17 protein-coding genes and 1 other annotated feature are annotated in these 21,004 nt (G+C 43.3%); of the genes, 14 read left to right on the top strand and 3 right to left on the bottom strand.

The genetic code is table 11. The features are described 5' to 3' along the window. Nucleotides 1-11 precede the first annotated feature (11 nt). Nucleotides 12-1,313, top strand: coding sequence for a DUF1668 domain-containing protein (locus tag MKX38_RS13940; protein WP_339187442.1), 1,302 nt, complete (start codon nt 12-14; stop codon nt 1,311-1,313). 132 nt (nt 1,314-1,445) lie between these two features. Here the strand turns inward: MKX38_RS13940 and MKX38_RS13935 are convergent, their stop codons facing one another. Both MKX38_RS13935 and cotQ read right to left on the bottom strand, forming a co-directional pair. After that, complete coding sequence (locus tag MKX38_RS13935; RefSeq protein ID WP_339187439.1) at nt 1,446-1,901, bottom strand: GNAT family N-acetyltransferase; 456 nt, start codon at nt 1,899-1,901, stop codon at nt 1,446-1,448. A 168-nt stretch (nt 1,902-2,069) separates the two neighbouring features. Next, complete coding sequence (gene cotQ, locus MKX38_RS13930) at nt 2,070-2,405, bottom strand: inner spore coat protein CotQ (RefSeq protein WP_004398743.1); 336 nt, start codon at nt 2,403-2,405, stop codon at nt 2,070-2,072. Nucleotides 2,406-2,852: 447 nt separating this feature from the next. Next, nucleotides 2,853-3,099 (top strand) — a binding site (T-box leader). A gap of 121 nt (nt 3,100-3,220) precedes the next feature. On the opposite strand from cotQ, the gene ilvB reads away from it, so the two are divergent. From ilvB to yihA, 13 genes are all read left to right on the top strand, one after another. After that, the gene (gene ilvB, locus MKX38_RS13925; RefSeq protein WP_004398643.1) at nt 3,221-4,945 is read left to right on the top strand and encodes an acetolactate synthase large subunit; all 1,725 of its coding nucleotides are present in this window, start codon (nt 3,221-3,223) and stop codon (nt 4,943-4,945) included. Beyond that, on the top strand, nt 4,942-5,460 hold the full coding sequence (gene ilvN, locus MKX38_RS13920) for an acetolactate synthase small subunit (RefSeq protein ID WP_004399096.1): 519 nt from the start codon (nt 4,942-4,944) through the stop codon (nt 5,458-5,460). Before ilvB ends, ilvN begins: the two co-directional genes overlap by 4 nt. 23 nt (nt 5,461-5,483) lie before the next feature. Further along, nucleotides 5,484-6,512, top strand: a complete 1,029-nt coding sequence (gene ilvC / locus MKX38_RS13915) for a ketol-acid reductoisomerase (RefSeq protein WP_021480255.1) — start codon at nt 5,484-5,486, stop codon at nt 6,510-6,512. Continuing rightward, complete coding sequence (locus MKX38_RS13910) at nt 6,499-8,055, top strand: 2-isopropylmalate synthase (RefSeq protein WP_038427818.1); 1,557 nt, start codon at nt 6,499-6,501, stop codon at nt 8,053-8,055. Before ilvC ends, MKX38_RS13910 begins: the two co-directional genes overlap by 14 nt. 20 nt (nt 8,056-8,075) lie before the next feature. After that, entirely contained in the window at nt 8,076-9,173 is a 1,098-nt protein-coding gene (leuB, locus tag MKX38_RS13905) for a 3-isopropylmalate dehydrogenase (RefSeq protein ID WP_004399139.1), read from the top strand. A 49-nt stretch (nt 9,174-9,222) separates the two neighbouring features. Beyond that, complete coding sequence (gene leuC / locus MKX38_RS13900; protein WP_003229604.1) at nt 9,223-10,641, top strand: 3-isopropylmalate dehydratase large subunit; 1,419 nt, start codon at nt 9,223-9,225, stop codon at nt 10,639-10,641. Between the two features lie 12 nt (nt 10,642-10,653). Further along, nucleotides 10,654-11,253 (top strand): 3-isopropylmalate dehydratase small subunit, encoded by a 600-nt coding sequence (leuD, locus tag MKX38_RS13895; RefSeq protein WP_339187436.1) that lies wholly within the window; start codon nt 10,654-10,656, stop codon nt 11,251-11,253. A gap of 118 nt (nt 11,254-11,371) precedes the next feature. Continuing rightward, nucleotides 11,372-12,376 carry a DNA damage checkpoint antagonist DdcA gene (gene ddcA / locus MKX38_RS13890; protein WP_015483530.1) on the top strand — a complete coding sequence of 335 codons (1,005 nt, stop codon included), beginning with the start codon at nt 11,372-11,374 and terminating at the stop codon, nt 12,374-12,376. Nucleotides 12,377-12,603: 227 nt separating this feature from the next. Continuing rightward, entirely contained in the window at nt 12,604-13,878 is a 1,275-nt protein-coding gene (gene tig / locus MKX38_RS13885; protein WP_014480469.1) for a trigger factor, read from the top strand. 271 nt (nt 13,879-14,149) lie between these two features. Then, nucleotides 14,150-15,412, top strand: a complete 1,263-nt coding sequence (gene clpX, locus MKX38_RS13880; RefSeq protein ID WP_003229613.1) for an ATP-dependent protease ATP-binding subunit ClpX — start codon at nt 14,150-14,152, stop codon at nt 15,410-15,412. 151 nt (nt 15,413-15,563) lie between these two features. Beyond that, nucleotides 15,564-17,222: an ATP-dependent protease LonB gene (gene lonB, locus MKX38_RS13875; RefSeq protein ID WP_004398923.1), complete on the top strand. Its 1,659-nt coding sequence runs from the start codon at nt 15,564-15,566 to the stop codon at nt 17,220-17,222. Between the two features lie 180 nt (nt 17,223-17,402). Beyond that, the gene (gene lon / locus MKX38_RS13870) at nt 17,403-19,727 is read left to right on the top strand and encodes an endopeptidase La (protein WP_003229618.1); all 2,325 of its coding nucleotides are present in this window, start codon (nt 17,403-17,405) and stop codon (nt 19,725-19,727) included. Next, nucleotides 19,724-20,311, top strand: a complete 588-nt coding sequence (yihA, locus tag MKX38_RS13865) for a ribosome biogenesis GTP-binding protein YihA/YsxC (protein ID WP_003229621.1) — start codon at nt 19,724-19,726, stop codon at nt 20,309-20,311. Before lon ends, yihA begins: the two co-directional genes overlap by 4 nt. Before the next feature lie 21 nt (nt 20,312-20,332). Here the strand turns inward: yihA and MKX38_RS13860 are convergent, their stop codons facing one another. Then, nucleotides 20,333-20,830 carry a hypothetical protein gene (locus tag MKX38_RS13860; protein ID WP_339187432.1) on the bottom strand — a complete coding sequence of 166 codons (498 nt, stop codon included), beginning with the start codon at nt 20,828-20,830 and terminating at the stop codon, nt 20,333-20,335. Nucleotides 20,831-21,004 lie beyond the last annotated feature (174 nt).

Genomic DNA, 21,004 nt, shown 5'->3' with positions numbered 1-21,004 from the left:
AGTGTTTTCTTTTGAAAAAATGGTTCGTTGTTTTTTTCTTATTCGTTATTACGCTGTTTCAATCGCTCCAAACAGTTAGCGCTGAAACAGTTGAATGGAAAGAAAGAGCAGATTTGCCTGAGCCGCGTGTCGGCGCAAGCAACGGTGTAGTAGATGGAAAGATATATGTGATAGGTGGCGGAACTGTAAAACCAGGTGCTTATGGGAATCAAACGTTTGTCTATGATCCTAAAACAAATGAATGGACAAGAAAAGCCGACATGCCCACAGAGAGGGGAGGTGCTGCAACTGTTACAGTTGACGGTAAAATTTATGTCATGGGTGGAAGGTCAAACGATGGAGTTGTCAAGACAGTAGAAGTTTATGATCCAAAAAAAGATACATGGGAAAAATTAGATGATCTTCCCTTTGGAAATAATAAAGTTCCAGCTTATAAGATTTATGCAGAAGCTATAGGAAAGAAAATATATGTTGTGGCCTATGAAAATTCTAGATATGCAACGACTTACAGTTACGATCTCGAAACGAAAAAATGGGAGAAAAAACAGAATTTAAATTATGAAGTAACAGGAGCTTCTACTGCAGTAATTGATAATAAACTATATATTCTTGGCGGAACGCATTATATACCCCAAATCGTTTATGTTTATGATCCAGAAAAAGACACATGGGTAGAAAATGGTAAAGGATTCACAGCAGGGTATTATTCTGCTCTTACTTACAAAGGAAAAATTCTGATGACTGGAGGGGTAAACCGAATTAAGGTGTACGATCCTAAAAGTCAATCAGCTACAGCGGTAAAAAACCCTAAAGCCCCCTACAGAATGGCTCATTCTTCTGCCGTCATTGATGATACTCTTTACGTAATCGGTGGAAGAGAGGAAACATCCAGTTTTACTGGAAGTGCAGCCTCTAAATTTAAATCAGTAATGTCAATTTCATTGAAGGATTTAAACATACCATCCGATTCAGAGGAAACTCCGGGAGATAAGGATAAAGGATCAACAACACCTTCTGAAGGCAATTCAGGAGATAAGGACAAAGGATCAACAACACCTTCTGAGGATAACTCAGCAGAAGACGGAGACGCCCTTCTTGTTGTCACCATGGTAAACGGTTTGCAAAAAGAATATCAGCTGTCTATGAAAGAAGTGAACGGATTCCTCAAATGGTACAAGCAGCGTGATGCCGGAGAGGGACCGGGCTTTTATGAAATAGATGAGCATGACAACAACAAAGGGCCTTTTGAAAGTAAAAAGGATTATGTTGTGTTTAAAAATATTTTGATGTACGAAGTAAATAAATATAAATAAACCATCCATCCAAAAACCATCCAATGCAATGTTGGATGGTTTTTGTTGACTTACTCTATTAAACGTTAGAAGGGAAAACGGTAAGAGATAGACAGACCTTCCCCTGCACTTATCTATCCTTATAAAATCGTCTCACAATTCCTTCGTCATAAACACACTGTTTGGATCTTCAACATAGTCTGCAAACGGTTCACAATACTGGAAACCGAAGCTTTCATACAATTTTCTTGCCGGCTTAAATGAATCCATTGAACCCGTTTCTAAGCTTAGTCTCTCATAACCTCGTTTCTCGGCTTCTTCAATGATGTGCTGGAGAACTTGTTTGGCAACGCCTTTTCTTAAATGTGATGCAGATGTTCGCATTGATTTGATTTCTCCATGCCGGGTGTCCAGTTCTTTTAGCGCTCCGCAGCCAGCTAGTTCATCACCTTCCCATGCGCTCCAAAATGTTATTTCAGGCCCTCTTAGTTTTTCTAGACCTAAGGCATGAATGCTTTCTGGCGGGGACATAAGCGTCATGCTATGTAAATGCTCATTCACCAGTGAAACCACCTGACGTCCAGTTAAATCGTCTATTTTTATATGCAATTTTATTCCTCCTCGAAAACTTACGGATTGTGCAGAATATCGTTCAATTCATCTTAATCATATTCCATCCTGTTTCCAAATATAAAGACAGAAAATGTGACTGTATTTGTGAAGTCGTTTTAAAACAATAAAAGGACCGCAATAGATGTTCGGCCCTTGTGGTATTCTTTAATATCTAAAGCCTCCGTGTACGCCTGGCGCCCCGCTGAATCCGCCGGCATGTATCGCTGGAGCACTTAAGCTGCCGCCATGGCCGCTAAAGCCTGCACCTGAAAATTGCTGTCCGTAAAATCCTGAAGCGTATGGGAATGAGGAGTACATTCCAGAGGGAGTGGTTAACGGGCTGTATGCCTGACTGAACGGCTGTCCGTATCCGTAGCCTCCAAATGGCTGCTGGCTTTGCTGGTAAAAGGGAGGGACAGCAGGATAGTACTGCTGCGGAAAGTTGGGGAAGCTTGGAAAGCCCGCAGGAAATCCTTGCATGTCTGCAAATGATTTATTCATCGTATCACCTTTTCTTTGCAAGATATCATTAATGTATGCCGAGGGAACAAGAGAAGTGCCTATCCGAAATTGAAATGGATTGCAAGATGATCTGTCAGACTCAATCCATATACGAACCATATCGTGTTATAAAATCTTCCATGTTTATATAAAATTAAATAATTCTGGTGTATTCTTGATAGATTAATAAAAAAATTATAAAAACTTTTAACATTTGCAATTCCTTTTGTACCAATAATGAAAGCGTATACAATATAGATTGATTAATCAAAATTGTCTAATAATTTTAAAAAATGCTGTTGACACTGCGTCCAAAGCGGCGTAATATGAGTTCAACAAAAGATAAATGCAAGCTTCACAAGCGAAAATCATCGCAGTATGATTCTAAAAAAATGAAAAACGAACGACCTTCTTGAACAGCTGGAAAGCCGTTCCGAAGGCTGAATATGAAAAGCGCAGATGAGGATAAGTAGCCTTGATAAAGCTTTCCACAGAGAACCGGGTTAGCTGAGAACCGGCGAAGCTTTACAAGGTGAACTCGCCTCAGAGTGCCAGTCTGAAATGACAGTAGGACTTGGCCGGGTGAACTTGATTCACTCGTTACTAAAGCGGATAGAAATATCCATGAGACGGCCGATTAACAGGCCGTAAACAAGGGTGGTACCGCGGAAAGAAAAGCCTTTTCGCCCCTTTTAGCTATCGCAGTTACTGCGCGGCTGATTGTGGGCGGAAGGGCTTTTTTTATTGAATAATCAGCTATCTAGCTAGTGAAAAGATGATCTTTAAAGGATGAAAATCCAAAAGGAGGAACTAAAATGGGGACTAATGTACAGGTGGATTCAGCATCTGCCGAATGTACACAGACGATGAGCGGAGCATTAATGCTGATTGAATCATTAAAAAAAGAGAAAGTAGAAATGATCTTCGGTTATCCGGGCGGGGCTGTGCTTCCGATTTACGATAAGCTATACAATTCAGGGTTGGTACATATCCTTCCCCGTCACGAACAAGGAGCAATTCATGCAGCGGAGGGATACGCAAGAGTCTCCGGAAAACCGGGTGTCGTCATTGCCACGTCAGGACCGGGAGCGACAAACCTTGTTACAGGCCTTGCTGATGCCATGATTGATTCATTGCCGTTAGTCGTCTTTACAGGGCAGGTAGCAACCTCTGTAATCGGGAGCGATGCATTTCAGGAAGCGGACATTTTAGGGATTACGATGCCAGTGACAAAACACAGCTACCAGGTTCGCCAGCCGGAAGATCTGCCGCGCATCATTAAAGAAGCGTTTCATATTGCAACAACTGGAAGACCCGGACCTGTATTGATTGATATTCCGAAAGATGTAGCAACAATTGAAGGAGAATTCAGCTACGATCATGAGATGAATCTCCCGGGATACCAGCCGACAACAGAGCCGAATTATTTGCAGATCCGCAAGCTTGTGGAAGCCGTGAGCAGTGCGAAAAAACCGGTGATCCTGGCGGGTGCGGGCGTACTGCACGGAAAAGCGTCAGAAGAATTAAAAAATTATGCTGAACAGCAGCAAATCCCTGTGGCACACACCCTTTTGGGACTCGGAGGCTTCCCGGCTGACCATCCGCTTTTCCTAGGGATGGCGGGGATGCACGGTACTTATACAGCCAATATGGCCCTTCATGAATGTGATCTATTAATCAGTATCGGCGCCCGTTTTGATGACCGTGTCACAGGAAACCTGAAACACTTTGCCAGAAACGCAAAGATTGCTCACATCGATATTGATCCAGCTGAAATCGGAAAAATCATGAAAACACAGATTCCTGTAGTCGGAGACAGCAAAATTGTCCTGCAGGAGCTGATCAAACAAGACGGCAAACAAAGCGATTCAAGCGAATGGAAAAAACAGCTCGCCGAATGGAAAGAAGAGTATCCGCTCTGGTATGTAGATAATGAAGAAGAAGGTTTTAAACCTCAGAAATTGATTGAATATATTCATCAATTTACAAAAGGAGAGGCCATTGTCGCAACGGATGTAGGCCAGCATCAAATGTGGTCAGCGCAATTTTATCCGTTCCAAAAAGCAGATAAATGGGTCACGTCAGGCGGACTTGGAACGATGGGATTCGGTCTTCCGGCGGCGATCGGCGCACAGCTGGCCGAAAAAGATGCTACTGTTGTCGCGGTTGTCGGAGACGGCGGATTCCAAATGACGCTTCAAGAACTCGATGTTATTCGCGAATTAAATCTTCCGGTCAAGGTAGTGATTTTAAATAACGCTTGTCTCGGAATGGTCAGACAGTGGCAGGAAATTTTCTATGAAGAACGTTATTCAGAATCTAAATTCGCTTCTCAGCCTGACTTCGTCAAATTGTCCGAAGCATACGGCATTAAAGGCATCAGAATTTCATCAGAAGCGGAAGCAAAGGAAAAGCTGGAAGAGGCATTAACATCAAGAGAACCTGTTGTCATTGACGTGCGGGTTGCTAGCGAAGAAAAAGTATTCCCGATGGTGGCTCCGGGGAAAGGGCTGCATGAAATGGTGGGGGTGAAACCTTGAAAAGAATTATCACATTGACTGTGGTGAACCGCTCCGGGGTGCTAAACCGGATCACCGGTCTATTCACAAAAAGGCATTACAACATTGAAAGCATTACAGTTGGACACACAGAAACAGCCGGCGTTTCCAGAATCACCTTCGTCGTTCATGTTGAAGGTGAAAATGATGTTGAACAGTTAACGAAACAGCTCAACAAACAGATTGATGTGCTGAAAGTTACGGACATCACAAATCAATCGATTGTCCAGAGGGAGCTGGCCTTAATCAAGGTTGTCTCCGCACCTTCAACGAGAACAGAGATTAATGGAATCATAGAACCGTTTAGAGCCTCTGTCGTTGATGTCAGCAGAGACAGCATCGTTGTTCAGGTGACGGGTGAATCTAACAAAATTGAAGCGCTTATTGAATTATTAAAACCTTATGGCATTAAAGAAATCGCGAGAACAGGTACAACGGCTTTTGCGAGGGGAACCCAGCAAAAGGCGTCATCCAATAAAACAATATCTATTGTATAAAACATAACAAGGGAGAGATTGAAATGGTAAAAGTATATTATAACGGTGATATCAAAGAGAACGTATTGGCTGGAAAAACAGTAGCGGTTATCGGGTACGGTTCGCAAGGCCACGCACATGCCCTGAACCTTAAAGAAAGCGGAGTAGACGTGATCGTCGGTGTTAGACCAGGAAAATCTTTCACTCAAGCCCAAGAAGACGGACATAAAGTATTTTCAGTAAAAGAAGCGGCAGCCCAAGCGGAAATCATCATGGTTCTGCTTCCGGATGAACAGCAGCAAAAAGTATACGAAGCTGAAATCAAAGATGAATTGACAGCAGGAAAATCATTAGTATTCGCTCATGGATTTAACGTGCATTTCCATCAAATTGTTCCTCCGGCGGATGTAGATGTATTTTTAGTTGCGCCTAAAGGCCCGGGACACTTGGTAAGAAGAACATATGAGCAAGGAGCTGGCGTACCTGCATTGTTCGCAATCTATCAAGATGTGACTGGAGAAGCAAGAGACAAAGCCCTCGCTTATGCTAAAGGAATTGGCGGCGCAAGAGCTGGCGTATTAGAAACGACATTTAAAGAAGAAACAGAAACAGATTTGTTCGGTGAGCAAGCAGTTCTTTGCGGCGGATTAAGCGCGCTTGTCAAAGCCGGATTTGAAACATTAACTGAAGCAGGTTATCAGCCTGAACTTGCATACTTCGAGTGCCTTCATGAGCTGAAATTAATCGTAGACCTTATGTACGAAGAAGGACTTGCAGGAATGAGATATTCAATCTCTGACACAGCACAGTGGGGAGATTTCGTATCAGGTCCTCGCGTTGTGGACGCTAAAGTAAAAGAATCTATGAAAGAAGTATTAAAAGATATCCAAAACGGTACATTCGCAAAAGAGTGGATCGTCGAAAACCAAGTAAACCGTCCTCGTTTCAACGCTATCAATGCAAGCGAGAACGAACATCAAATCGAAGTAGTGGGAAGAAAGCTTCGTGAAATGATGCCGTTTGTGAAACAAGGCAAGAAGAAGGAAGCGGTGGTCTCCGTTGCGCAAAATTAATTTTTTCGATACGACGCTTCGTGATGGTGAACAGTCCCCTGGAGTGAACTTGAATACACAGGAGAAACTTGCCATAGCTAAGCAGCTCGAAAGACTCGGGGCAGATATCATTGAAGCGGGATTTCCCGCTTCGTCCCGAGGTGACTTTTTAGCTGTTCAGGAAATCGCAAGAACCATTAAAAATTGTTCAGTAACTGGTCTGGCCCGTTGTGTAAAAGGTGATATTGATGCTGCTTGGGAAGCGTTAAAGGATGGTGCTCAACCAAGAATTCATGTATTTATTGCGACATCGGACATTCATTTGAAGCACAAGCTGAAAATGACACGTGAGCAAGTCATTGAAAGAGCGGTTGAAATGGTGAAATACGCAAAAGAACGTTTTCCGATTGTGCAATGGTCAGCTGAAGATGCCTGCCGCACTGAACTGCCGTTTCTAGCAGAAATTGTCGAGAAAGTGATTGACGCAGGCGCCAGTGTTATCAATCTTCCGGACACTGTCGGCTACCTGGCTCCGGCGGAATACGGAAATATCTTTAGGTATATGAAGGAAAACGTTCCGAACATTCACAAAGCAAAGCTTTCAGCCCACTGTCATGATGATTTGGGAATGGCAGTCGCAAACTCTCTTGCTGCGATTGAAAATGGCGCTGATCAAATCGAATGTGCTGTGAACGGGATCGGTGAAAGAGCCGGAAACGCGGCATTAGAGGAAATTGCCGTAGCCCTCCATACCAGAAAAGATTTCTACCAAGTCGAAACAGGCATTACACTGAACGAGATTAAGAGAACAAGTGATTTAGTAAGCAAACTGACAGGCATGGCTGTCCCGCGCAACAAAGCGGTTGTTGGAGATAATGCATTTGCTCATGAATCAGGCATCCATCAGGACGGCTTTTTAAAGGAAAAATCGACTTATGAAATTATTTCACCGGAGCTTGTCGGCGTAACCGCAGATGCGCTTGTCCTAGGTAAACATTCCGGACGCCACGCATTTAAAGACCGGCTGACTGCTTTAGGATTCCAATTTGACAGTGAAGAGATTAATAAATTCTTTACGATGTTCAAAGAGTTGACTGAGAAGAAAAAAGAAATCACTGATGAGGATCTTGTTTCTCTTATTTTAGAAGAAAAAGTAACAGATCGCAAGATTGGGTATGAATTTCTTTCTCTTCAAGTACATTACGGAACAAGTCAGGTCCCTACGGCTACTCTTTCGTTGAAAAATCAAGAAAACGCAGAGCTTATTCAGGAAGCTGCAACTGGAGCTGGAAGCGTGGAAGCAATCTACAATACGCTTGAGCGCTGCATCGATAAGGACGTAGAGCTCTTAGACTACCGCATTCAGTCTAACAGAAAAGGCGAAGATGCATTTGCCCAGGTGTATGTAAGAGTTTTGGTGAACGGAAAAGAATCAGCAGGGCGGGGCATAGCGCAAGACGTATTAGAAGCATCAGCGAAAGCTTATTTGAACGCAGTCAACCGTCAATTGGTTTTCCAGTCGAATATGAGCGGATTGAAAAACCACACAGCTGTCGGATCATAAAAGAAAGGAGAACGGTTAACTTGAAGAAACGTATTGCTCTATTGCCCGGAGACGGGATCGGCCCTGAAGTATTAGAATCAGCGACAGACGTACTGAAAAGTGTTGCCGAACGCTTTAACCATGAATTTGAATTTGAATATGGCCTGATTGGAGGGGCGGCTATTGATGAACATCATAACCCCCTCCCGGAGGAAACCGTTGCTGCTTGTAAAAATGCAGACGCGATATTGCTTGGTGCTGTCGGCGGACCGAAATGGGATCAAAATCCTTCGGAACTGAGACCGGAAAAAGGGCTGCTCAGCATCAGAAAACAGCTTGATTTGTTTGCGAATTTACGGCCTGTGAAGGTATTTGAAAGCCTTTCTGACGCTTCGCCTTTGAAAAAAGAATATATAGATAATGTTGATTTCGTTATCGTTCGTGAGCTCACAGGCGGCTTGTATTTCGGCCAGCCGAGCAAACGCTATGTAAACACTGAAGGTGAGCAGGAAGCAGTAGATACACTGTTTTATAAGCGAACGGAAATTGAACGAGTGATCAGAGAGGGCTTCAAAATGGCGGCAGCCAGAAAAGGCAAAGTGACCTCTGTAGATAAAGCGAATGTTCTTGAATCAAGCCGGCTGTGGCGTGAAGTGGCTGAGGACGTTGCACAAGAGTTTCCTGATGTGAAGCTTGAGCACATGCTTGTGGATAACGCGGCCATGCAGCTAATTTATGCACCGAATCAATTTGATGTCGTGGTGACTGAAAATATGTTCGGTGATATTTTAAGCGATGAAGCGTCCATGCTTACAGGCTCGCTCGGAATGCTCCCGTCAGCCAGCCTATCAAGCTCTGGCCTTCATCTGTTTGAACCTGTTCATGGCTCCGCGCCTGATATTGCCGGTAAAGGGATGGCAAATCCGTTCGCAGCCATATTGTCAGCGGCAATGCTTTTGAGAACATCTTTCGGGCTTGAAGAGGAAGCGAAAGCTGTAGAAGATGCGGTAAACAAAGTCTTGGCTTCTGGAAAAAGAACAAGAGACTTGGCACGGAGTGAAGAGTTCAGCAGCACTCAGGCCATTACAGAGGAAGTTAAGGCAGCAATCATGAGTGAAAATACAATTTCTAATGTGTGACAGCTTACGTTAAGCGGTCTTAGCTCTAGGTAGAGGGAGGAAATAAAAGATGATGCCTCGAACAATCATCGAAAAGATTTGGGATCAGCATATTGTAAAACATGGTGAGGGAAAGCCGGATCTTCTCTATATTGATTTGCACCTCATTCATGAGGTGACGTCTCCTCAGGCATTTGAAGGCTTGAGACAAAAGGGAAGAAAGGTCAGAAGACCCCAAAACACATTTGCGACAATGGACCACAACATCCCGACTGTCAATCGTTTTGAGATAAAGGATGAAGTTGCGAAACGCCAGGTAACGGCGCTTGAAAGAAACTGTGAGGAATTTGGCGTGCGCCTTGCCGATCTTCACAGTGTGGATCAAGGGATTGTCCATGTCGTCGGACCTGAACTAGGCTTAACGCTTCCAGGGAAAACGATTGTGTGCGGTGACAGTCATACATCAACACATGGCGCTTTCGGCGCTCTTGCATTTGGAATCGGGACGAGTGAAGTTGAACATGTCCTTTCCACACAGACACTTTGGCAGCAGCGTCCAAAAACACTTGAAGTGCGCGTAGATGGAACGCTTCAAAAAGGGGTAACGGCAAAGGATGTCATCCTTGCTGTCATCGGCAAATACGGTGTGAAATTCGGCACAGGCTACGTCATTGAATACACTGGGGAAGTATTCAGAAATATGACGATGGATGAACGAATGACTGTTTGTAACATGTCAATTGAAGCAGGAGCAAGAGCAGGTTTGATTGCACCTGACGAGGTGACGTTTGAATATTGCAAAAATCGCAAGTACACGCCAAAAGGCGAAGAATTTGACAAGGCCGTAGAGGAATGGAAGGCGCTGCGCACAGACCCGGGCGCTGTTTACGATAAATCTATCGTCCTTGACGGCAACAAAATTTCCCCTATGGTGACATGGGGCATTAACCCGGGAATGGTTCTTCCTGTCGATTCTGAAGTCCCTGCGCCGGAAAGCTTTTCTGCAGAAGATGATAAAAAAGAAGCGATTCGCGCTTATGAATATATGGGACTGACTCCTCATCAGAAAATTGAAGACATTAAAGTGGAGCACGTATTTATCGGTTCCTGCACGAATTCCCGCATGACTGACCTTCGCCAGGCTGCTGACATGATCAAGGGGAAGAAGGTAGCTGACAGCGTAAGGGCCATCGTCGTGCCCGGATCCCAAAGCGTGAAGCTTCAGGCTGAAAAAGAAGGGCTTGACCAGATTTTCTTGGAAGCTGGATTTGAATGGAGAGAGTCAGGCTGCAGCATGTGTTTGAGTATGAATAATGATGTTGTTCCTGAGGGAGAGCGCTGTGCATCAACCTCTAACCGCAACTTCGAGGGCAGACAAGGAAAAGGTGCAAGAACACATCTCGTCAGCCCGGCAATGGCTGCGATGGCTGCCATTCACGGACACTTCGTTGATGTCAGAAAGTTTTATCAGGAAAAAACAGTTGTGTAAGGAGTGCGCGAGATGGAACCTTTGAAATCACATACGGGGAAAGCAGCCGTATTAAATCGGATCAATGTGGATACAGACCAGATTATTCCTAAGCAATTTTTGAAGAGGATTGAAAGAACAGGCTACGGGCGTTTTGCATTCTTTGACTGGAGATATGATGCGAATGGTGAACCGAACCCTGAATTTGAATTAAACCAGCCTGTTTATCAAGGAGCTTCCATTTTAATAGCAGGAGAAAACTTCGGCTGCGGGTCATCGCGTGAACACGCTCCGTGGGCACTTGATGATTATGGGTTTAAAATTATTATTGCACCGTCATTTGCTGATATTTTCCATCAGAACTGCTTTAAAAACGGCATGCTTCCGATCCGCATGCCATATGACAATTGGAAACAGCTTGTCGGCCAGTATGAAAACAAGTCATTGCAAATGACTGTTGACCTTGAAAAGCAGCTGATTCATGACAGTGAAGGCAATCAAATTTCATTTGAAGTTGATTCACATTGGAAAGAGATGCTGATCAACGGATATGATGAAATTTCATTAACGCTGCTGCTGGAAGATGAAATCAAGCAATTTGAATCACAAAGAAGCTCTTGGCTTCAAGACTGAAAAAGCGGCCGGTATTTGTCCGGCGGCTTTTTTTGCCTGGTGAAACCTTTCATTTCTTGTGTTTGTTCACAGGTGTTGATACACTTGAACAAAATAAATGCCTGAAAGGAATATAGGTATGACGCATGACAAGAAGAACGCAAAAATTATTCCTTTTCCTCATCTGAAAGACCGCCTTGTGGAAAAAGGGATGTCATCACTAAAGGAAAAAAAGTATCAAGAAGCGCTCGAACTGTTTTCAGAAGCGATGAAATATGATGATACTGAATCCGATCTTCACTTAGGGATGGCCATCTGCTTTTTAGAACTGGGCGAGCTGGAAGAGGCAAAAAGCGTGTGCGAGAAGATGCTCAAAGAAGGTTATGGCCATTATTTTACGGTTTTGCAGGTGTACATGACCATCTTAATTCAGCTCAAAAAATATGAAGAAGTCAAAAGCACCATTGAAGCCGTTTTGGAAGAAAATCAGCTGCCGGCAGAAAGCGCCGAGCAATTTTATAAGCTGCTGGATTTCAGCCGGAAAATGACCGATCCGGATCGTGAGGACGAGGCTTGGGCCGAAGAATATGAGGATACAATTGACACTGAGAAAGTGCTGGCAAGCCCTGAGGAGCAAATGAATCTCATTCATTCCTTGAAAGACCGTAACGTAGCAAAGTATACAGGATTGCTTAAAACAATCCTTCAAGACCCCTCAGCCCATCCGATTATCAAAACGATGATTGTCATGCTGTTGGCTGAGCATGAGTACAGTAAACCTGTACACATTAGTAAATTTGGCGAGTCGTTGACAATTGAACCGTCTGAGATTGTTCCGCCTGATGCCGCGCCGATTCTGCACCGTGTTCTCAGGGTGCTGGATGAGACACTTGGAAATGAAAATCCAACCTTATATGCAGCAGTAGAAGAATTGTGGAGAAGACATTTGTACGTTTTATATCCGTTCCAGCCGAAATTGCTGTCGGCTGACCTTTGGGCGGCTGCCCTTCATAAAGTCGGTTACGAGATGCACGGGATTGAAATTGAAAGCGAAGAACTTCATATGATGTATGAATTTACCGACAGAGAACTCGATGAAGCTTGCACAATGTTAAAAGATATTGAAGAAATTTCTTATTTGTAAATCGCGCCATATAGTTGAAAGCGCTATGTGTTATGTTATAATATAGTGGTTGTATTTGTGTATAACGGGTTATAAGAAATACGGTTGGACAGGCTTTGCAGTTCATTATTTACATCTATACATAATGATTCTGATCTTTGGCAGCTTTGTTTTTGTTGGACGAAGCCGAATGATTGCTTTAGAATGGAAGACCGACACAACCTGAATAGATTTTTGGAGGGAAACACATGTCTGTAAAATGGGAAAAACAAGAAGGCAACGAAGGCGTTTTAACGGTTGAAGTTGATGCTGAAACGTTTAAAACAGCACTTGATGATGCATTTAAAAAAGTAGTTAAACAGGTTTCAATTCCTGGATTCCGTAAAGGTAAAATTCCTCGCGGATTATTCGAACAGCGCTTTGGCGTAGAAGCTCTTTACCAAGATGCTTTGGATATTCTTCTTCCTGTAGAATACCCTAAAGCGGTTGAAGAAGCTGGAATCGAGCCTGTAGACCGTCCTGAAATCGACGTTGAAAAAATCGAAAAAGGCGAAAGCTTAATCTTCACTGCGAAAGTAACAGTAAAACCTGAAGTGAAGCTTGGCGACTACAAAGGCTTAGGCATTGAAAAAGACGACACAACTGTAACTGACGAAGATGTTCAAAACGAACTAAAAGCGCTTCAAGAGCGTCAAGCTGAGCTTGTTGTAAAAGAAGAAGGCGCTGTTGAAGAAGGAAACACAGTTGTTCTTGATTTCGAAGGATTCGTTGACGGCGAAGCATTCGAAGGCGGAAAAGCTGAAAACTACTCTCTAGAAGTAGGTTCTGGTTCATTCATCCCTGGCTTCGAAGATCAATTAGTTGGCCTTGAAGCAGGTGCTGAGAAGGATGTTGAAGTGACATTCCCTGAGGAGTACCACGCTGAAGATCTTGCAGGCAAACCAGCTGTGTTCAAAGTGAAAATTCACGAAATCAAAGCGAAAGAGCTTCCTGAGCTTGACGATGAATTCGCAAAAGATATCGATGAAGAAGTGGAAACACTCGCTGAATTAACTGAAAAAACTAAGAAACGTTTAGAAGAAGCAAAAGAAAACGAAGCTGACGCTAAATTGCGTGAAGAGCTTGTTCTGAAAGCTTCTGAAAATGCTGAAATCGATGTTCCGCAAGCAATGGTCGACACTGAGCTTGACCGCATGCTGAAAGAATTCGAACAGCGTCTGCAAATGCAAGGCATGAACCTTGAGCTTTACACTCAATTCTCAGGTCAAGATGAAGCTGCGCTTAAAGAGCAAATGAAAGAAGATGCTGAAAAACGCGTAAAATCTAACCTGACTCTTGAGGCGATTGCGAAAGCGGAAAACCTTGAAGTATCAGATGAGGAAGTTGATGCTGAGCTTACTAAAATGGCTGAAGCATACAACATGCCTGTTGAAAATATTAAACAAGCCATCGGTTCTACTGACGCGATGAAAGAAGATTTAAAAGTTCGCAAAGCAATTGATTTTCTTGTAGAAAACCGTTAATATGGTGCATAATAATAGTACTAATAAAACAGGGCGCGAATCATTCGTGCCTTGTTTTGTACAATTATGAGTTATCTCTTTTTCTTGGGGCAATATAGTTAATGCAGGGCTGCTTTTTGTCATACATATAGAATGTGCAAGTCAGAAACACATTGTTACCGTCTTTTTGGAAAGTATGGTAAAATGCAATACATACTCGTTCGTTTCAAGAATCATTTTCTTTTGCTCTGCCGGTAAAAGAAAAAGTGAGACAAGATTAAGGGGTGAAAGAATGTTTAAATTTAACGAGGAAAAAGGACAATTAAAATGCTCGTTCTGTGGAAAAACACAAGATCAGGTTCGTAAGCTTGTAGCTGGACCTGGTGTATATATATGTGACGAATGTATCGAACTCTGCACTGAAATTGTAGAGGAAGAACTCGGAACAGAAGAAGAAGTAGAATTTAAAGACGTACCAAAGCCTCAGGAAATTCGTGAAATTTTGAATGAATATGTCATCGGCCAAGATCAAGCGAAGAAATCACTTGCTGTTGCTGTGTATAACCACTATAAGCGCATTAACTCTAACAGCAAAGTTGATGATGTTGAGCTCTCAAAAAGTAATATTTCATTAATCGGCCCTACGGGAAGCGGTAAAACCCTTCTGGCGCAAACATTGGCTCGCATTTTAAATGTGCCGTTTGCGATTGCGGACGCTACATCTTTGACTGAAGCTGGATACGTGGGTGAAGATGTAGAGAATATTCTCTTGAAGCTCATCCAAGCTGCTGATTATGATGTGGAAAAAGCCGAAAAAGGCATTATCTATATTGATGAAATCGATAAAGTGGCTAGAAAATCTGAAAACCCGTCTATCACACGTGATGTGTCAGGTGAGGGTGTACAGCAGGCATTGCTTAAAATTCTTGAGGGTACAGTGGCAAGCGTACCGCCTCAAGGTGGACGTAAGCATCCTCATCAAGAATTCATTCAAATTGACACAACAAATATTTTGTTCATTTGCGGCGGAGCTTTCGATGGTATCGAACAAATCATCAAACGCCGTTTAGGCCAAAAAGTGATTGGATTCGGTGCCGACAATAAAGCTGCTGATCTTGAGAAAGAAGATCTTCTTTCAAAAGTGCTTCCTGAAGATTTGCTCCGTTTCGGGTTAATTCCTGAATTTATCGGACGTCTTCCGGTTATTGCAAGCCTTGAAAAGCTTGACGAAGAAGCATTGGTTGCGATCTTAACAAAACCGAAAAACGCTCTAGTTAAGCAATTCAAGAAAATGCTTGAGCTTGACAACGTTGAGCTTGAGTTTGAAGAAGAAGCGCTTTCTGAAATTGCTAAAAAAGCAATTGAACGCAAGACTGGAGCACGCGGACTCCGTTCCATCATTGAAGGCATCATGCTTGATGTGATGTTTGAGCTGCCTTCTCGTGATGACATTGAAAAATGTGTAATCACCGGGGCAACTGTGACACACGGAGAGCCTCCTCGCCTCTTATTAAAAGACGGCACTGAGGTAAGCCAAGATAAAACATCTGCATAAAGATAAGCACAAACCTCCTGAGTGGTAACACTCAGGAGGTTTTTTTGCATGCAACTCTTCCGGAAAAACGTTTATTCCCGTCTTCTATGGGAGATACTAGCAATCAGAGGAATGAATTGGATACATAAATTGTTTTTCAGGAGGGACCACCATGAGTTGGACAGGGATCGCGTTATTTATTCAGCTGTTTTTTGGGATCATCATCGGTTTGTATTTTTGGAATTTGCTTAAAAATCAAAGGACACAAAAGGTCACGATAGATAAAGAATCAAAGAAGGAAATGGAGCAGCTTCGGAAAATGCGCGCTATCAGCTTGTCCGAGCCATTATCTGAGAAGGTCCGCCCCAAAAGCTTTAAAGATATCGTCGGACAGGAAGACGGCATTAAAGCATTAAAGGCGGCTTTATGCGGGCCAAATCCTCAGCATGTGATTGTCTATGGGCCACCGGGAGTTGGGAAAACGGCTGCTGCGCGGCTTGTGTTGGAAGAAGCAAAAAAACATAAACAATCACCGTTTAAAGAGCAGGCTGTCTTTGTGGAACTCGATGCGACAACAGCCCGTTTTGATGAAAGAGGAATTGCCGATCCGCTCATCGGCTCTGTCCATGACCCGATATACCAAGGGGCCGGAGCGATGGGACAGGCTGGGATTCCGCAGCCGAAGCAGGGAGCTGTCACCCATGCCCATGGCGGTGTGCTGTTTATTGATGAAATAGGGGAGCTGCATCCTATTCAAATGAATAAAATGCTGAAGGTGCTTGAGGACAGAAAAGTCTTTTTAGATAGTGCGTATTACAGTGAGGAAAATACACAAATTCCGAATCATATTCATGATATTTTTCAAAATGGGCTGCCGGCTGATTTTCGCTTGATTGGCGCGACCACGAGAATGCCAAACGAAATTCCGCCAGCTATCCGGTCCCGCTGTTTGGAGGTTTTTTTCCGCGAGCTTGAAAAGGACGAGTTGAAAACGGTTGCCAAAACAGCAGCGGATAAAATTGAAAAAAATATCTCCGAAGAAGGACTGGATCTTTTGACCAGCTACACGCGGAACGGGCGGGAAGCCGTCAATATGATTCAAATCGCAGCGGGGATGGCTGTAACGGAGAATCGAAAGGACATTACGATTGAGGATATTGAATGGGTCATTCACTCCAGTCAGCTTACTCCAAAGCACGAGCAAAAAATCGGTGTTGAACCACAGGTTGGCATTGTAAATGGGCTTGCAGTCTATGGGCCTAACAGCGGATCGCTTCTGGAAATCGAAGTAAGTGTAACCGCGGCTCAAGATAAAGGATCAATTAACATCACAGGAATAGCTGAAGAAGAAAGCATCGGCAGCCAATCAAAATCGATCAGGCGAAAAAGCATGGCGAAGGGTTCGGTTGAAAATGTATTAACCGTGCTCCGGACAATGGGAATGAAGCCTTCTGATTATGATATTCACATCAATTTCCCAGGAGGGATTCCGATTGATGGGCCGTCAGCAGGCATTGCGATGGCGGCGGGGATTTTCTCGGCGATACACAAAATTCCTATTGACAATACCGTTGCGATGACGGGCGAAATCAGCCTGAACGGTCTTGTGAAACCCATCGGAGGCGTCATTCCGAAAATAAAAGCGGCCAAGCAGTCCGGTGCGAAAAAGGTGATTATCCCATATGAAAATCAGCAGGCCATCTTAAAGCAGATTGACGGGATCGAGATTATTGCAGTGAAGACGTTCCAAGAAGTGCTTGATGAAATTTTGGTGAATCCGCCAACGGAACAAAAACCGTTTCATATCGAAATCAATAAAGAATCCGTTTAAACCCTATTTTGATAATAGGGTTTTTTTCATGAAGGACATCTTTTCCTTTTTCATATCAGAAAGAAAGGGTATACTACGAGGAGACTGTTTTATAGAAAATGGAACCATGCCGTTTATTGTACAAGGATGAAAAAGTTGTATTATAATGGTTCATACTAAAGTCACGGAGGTGTCAGTCACATGGCAGAAGAATTAAAACGCAGCATCCCGCTCCTCCCTTTAAGAGGTTTATTAGTGTACCCGACGATGGTTTTGCATTTAGATGTAGGACGTGACAAGTCGGTTCAGGCTCTTGAACAGGCAATGATGCATGATCATATGATATTTTTAGCCACTCAGCAGGATATTTCGATAGACGAACCTGGTGAAGACGAGATTTTCACTGTCGGCACCTATACAAAAATTAAGCAAATGCTGAAGCTTCCGAACGGTACGATTCGTGTGTTGGTGGAGGGCCTCAAGCGCGCCCATATCGTCAAATACAATGAACACGAGGATTACACGTCGGTTGACATTCAACTTATTCATGAAGATGATTCAAAAGATACAGAAGACGAAGCATTGATGCGGACTTTGCTAGACCACTTTGATCAGTACATAAAAATTTCTAAAAAAATCTCGGCCGAAACGTACGCTGCGGTTACTGATATCGAAGAGCCGGGGAGAATGGCAGACATCGTTGCTTCTCATCTGCCCCTTAAACTAAAGGATAAGCAGGATATTTTAGAAACGGCTGATGTCAAAGACAGGCTGAACAAGGTCATTGATTTTATTAATAATGAAAAAGAAGTGCTGGAGATTGAGAAAAAAATCGGCCAGCGCGTCAAACGTTCGATGGAGCGTACGCAGAAGGAATACTACTTGCGTGAACAAATGAAGGCGATCCAAAAAGAGCTTGGCGATAAAGAAGGCAAAACTGGCGAAGTTCAGACGCTGACGGAAAAAATCGAAGAAGCAGGCATGCCTGATCATGTGAAAGAAACAGCGCTTAAAGAATTGAACAGATATGAAAAAATTCCGTCAAGTTCTGCGGAAAGCTCTGTGATCCGCAACTATATCGACTGGCTGGTTGCTCTTCCGTGGACGGATGAAACAGATGATAAGCTTGATTTGAAAGAAGCAGGACGTCTCTTGGACGAAGAGCACCACGGGCTTGAAAAAGTAAAAGAACGTATTTTAGAATATTTGGCTGTCCAGAAGCTGACAAAATCCCTGAAAGGCCCGATTCTCTGTTTAGCAGGACCTCCAGGTGTCGGAAAAACGTCTTTAGCCAAATCAATTGCAAAAAGCTTGGGACGCAAATTCGTCAGAATCTCACTCGGAGGAGTTCGGGACGAATCAGAGATACGCGGACACAGACGGACCTATGTCGGAGCAATGCCTGGACGTATTATTCAAGGGATGAAAAAAGCGGGCAAGCTGAATCCGGTCTTCTTATTAGACGAAATTGACAAAATGTCATCTGATTTTAGAGGAGACCCATCATCCGCTATGCTTGAAGTGCTTGATCCAGAGCAAAACAGCAGCTTCAGTGATCACTATATTGAAGAAACCTTTGATTTATCCAAAGTGCTGTTTATCGCAACGGCGAACAATTTGGCCACAATCCCGGGCCCGCTCAGAGACAGAATGGAAATTATTAATATCGCAGGCTACACAGAAATAGAAAAACTTGAAATTGTAAAGGATCACTTGCTTCCAAAGCAAATCAAAGAACACGGGCTGAAGAAAAGCAATCTTCAGCTGCGTGATCAGGCGATTCTTGATATTATTCGTTACTATACGAGAGAAGCGGGTGTAAGAAGCCTTGAACGCCAGCTTGCCGCAATTTGCCGTAAAGCTGCAAAAGCCATTGTTGCTGAAGAGCGAAAACGAATTACGGTTACTGAGAAGAACCTTCAAGATTTTATCGGAAAACGCATTTTCAGATATGGACAAGCTGAAACAGAGGATCAAGTTGGTGTAGTGACAGGGCTTGCGTATACAACCGTTGGCGGAGATACGCTTTCGATTGAAGTATCGCTTTCACCGGGAAAAGGGAAATTAATCCTGACAGGAAAGCTCGGAGATGTTATGAGAGAGTCTGCTCAGGCTGCATTCAGCTATGTGCGATCCAAAACAGAAGAACTTGGCATTGAACCTGACTTTCATGAGAAGTATGATATTCATATACATGTACCAGAGGGTGCGGTGCCAAAAGATGGTCCGTCAGCCGGTATTACGATGGCAACAGCGCTTGTTTCTGCTTTAACGGGACGGGCGGTTTCGCGTGAAGTCGGCATGACTGGGGAAATCACGCTTCGCGGGCGCGTGCTGCCGATCGGCGGCTTAAAGGAAAAAGCGCTTGGCGCACATAGAGCGGGATTAACGACCATTATTGCGCCTAAAGATAATGAAAAAGATATAGAGGATATTCCGGAAAGCGTCAGGGAGGGGCTGACATTTATATTGGCGTCCCACTTAGACGAGGTTTTGGAACATGCCTTAGTAGGAGAGAAGAAATGAAAGTCACAAAGTCAGAAATCGTGATCAGTGCAGTAAAACCGGAACAGTACCCTGAAGGGGGGCTTCCGGAAATCGCATTGGCCGGAAGATCGAACGTAGGAAAATCGTCTTTTATCAATTCATTAATCAATCGCAAAAATCTTGCGAGAACGTCATCAAAGCCGGGAAAAACACAAACGCTTAATTTCTACATTATCAATGATGAGCTGCATTTTGTGGATGTGCCGGGCTACGGTTTTGCCAAAGTGTCAAAGTCTGAGCGTGAAGCATGGGGCAGAATGATTGAAACCTATATCACGACACGCGAGGAATTAAAAGCTGTGGTGCAGATCGTTGATTTGCGGCATGCGCCATCTAATGATGATGTACAGATGTATGAATTTTTAAAGTATTACGGCATTCCTGTTATTGTTATCGCTACAAAGGCGGATAAGATCCCGAAAGGTAAATGGGACAAACACGCGAAGGTTGTCCGACAAACATTAAATATTGATCCGGAAGACGAGCTGATCCTCTTTTCTTCAGAAACGAAAAAGGGAAAAGACGAAGCTTGGGGAGCGATCAAAAAAATGATAAACCGGTAGAGGATCCTCTACCGGTTTTATTTATCGTATAGATTTTTTTCGTTTTATCAATAATAACAATAAACTGATTCCAATAAAGACAAACGGCCAATACTCCTTCAGAAGCGCTGTTGGAATATGCGCAGACTCAAGCCATGCCATAATTTGTTTGAAAAAGTACAAAAACAGGGAAAAACAAATCATCGACACAGCTTCATATACATATTCTTTTTTTTGAACGGTTGAAACGAGAAGTGAGAAGCCGATCATAAAGAGGAGCATTTCAAAATCATGCGGCCACCATACCCATTTCGGCTTGGCAAAAAAGTGTAAACCGATCCCGAAGAGAAGCAAACCGATAAAAAAATGGGGTGTGACGGCTTCTTTTTTTCCTTGATATACAAAGGCTGCGCCTAACAGCATGAGGAGAACAGGCCATTGATCCTGCCCTGAAAACAGTTCGGCTTGGCCGCTTTCTAGCCATGCATATACAGAAGCGGCAAGCAGCAGACAAGGGAATAAAATTGATTTTTGTTTCATGCATATCACCTTCTTGTTTTTTAGAGCTGATGTGTAGTAAATTTCTGCTGTTTTTGGTATTGTCAATAGGAATGCTTCTTTTCCCTGAAGCTTTTTCTAATATAGCATAAGAATTTTAAAATCTGTTCACATTTTGTGAAAGAAACTATGTTATAATTATTATAAATAATGAGT

The sequence above is a fragment of the Bacillus sp. FSL M8-0025 genome (assembly GCF_037975475.1).
GTDB lineage: Bacteria > Bacillota > Bacilli > Bacillales > Bacillaceae > Bacillus > Bacillus subtilis.
This window is presented reverse-complemented; position numbering and strand designations above follow the sequence as displayed.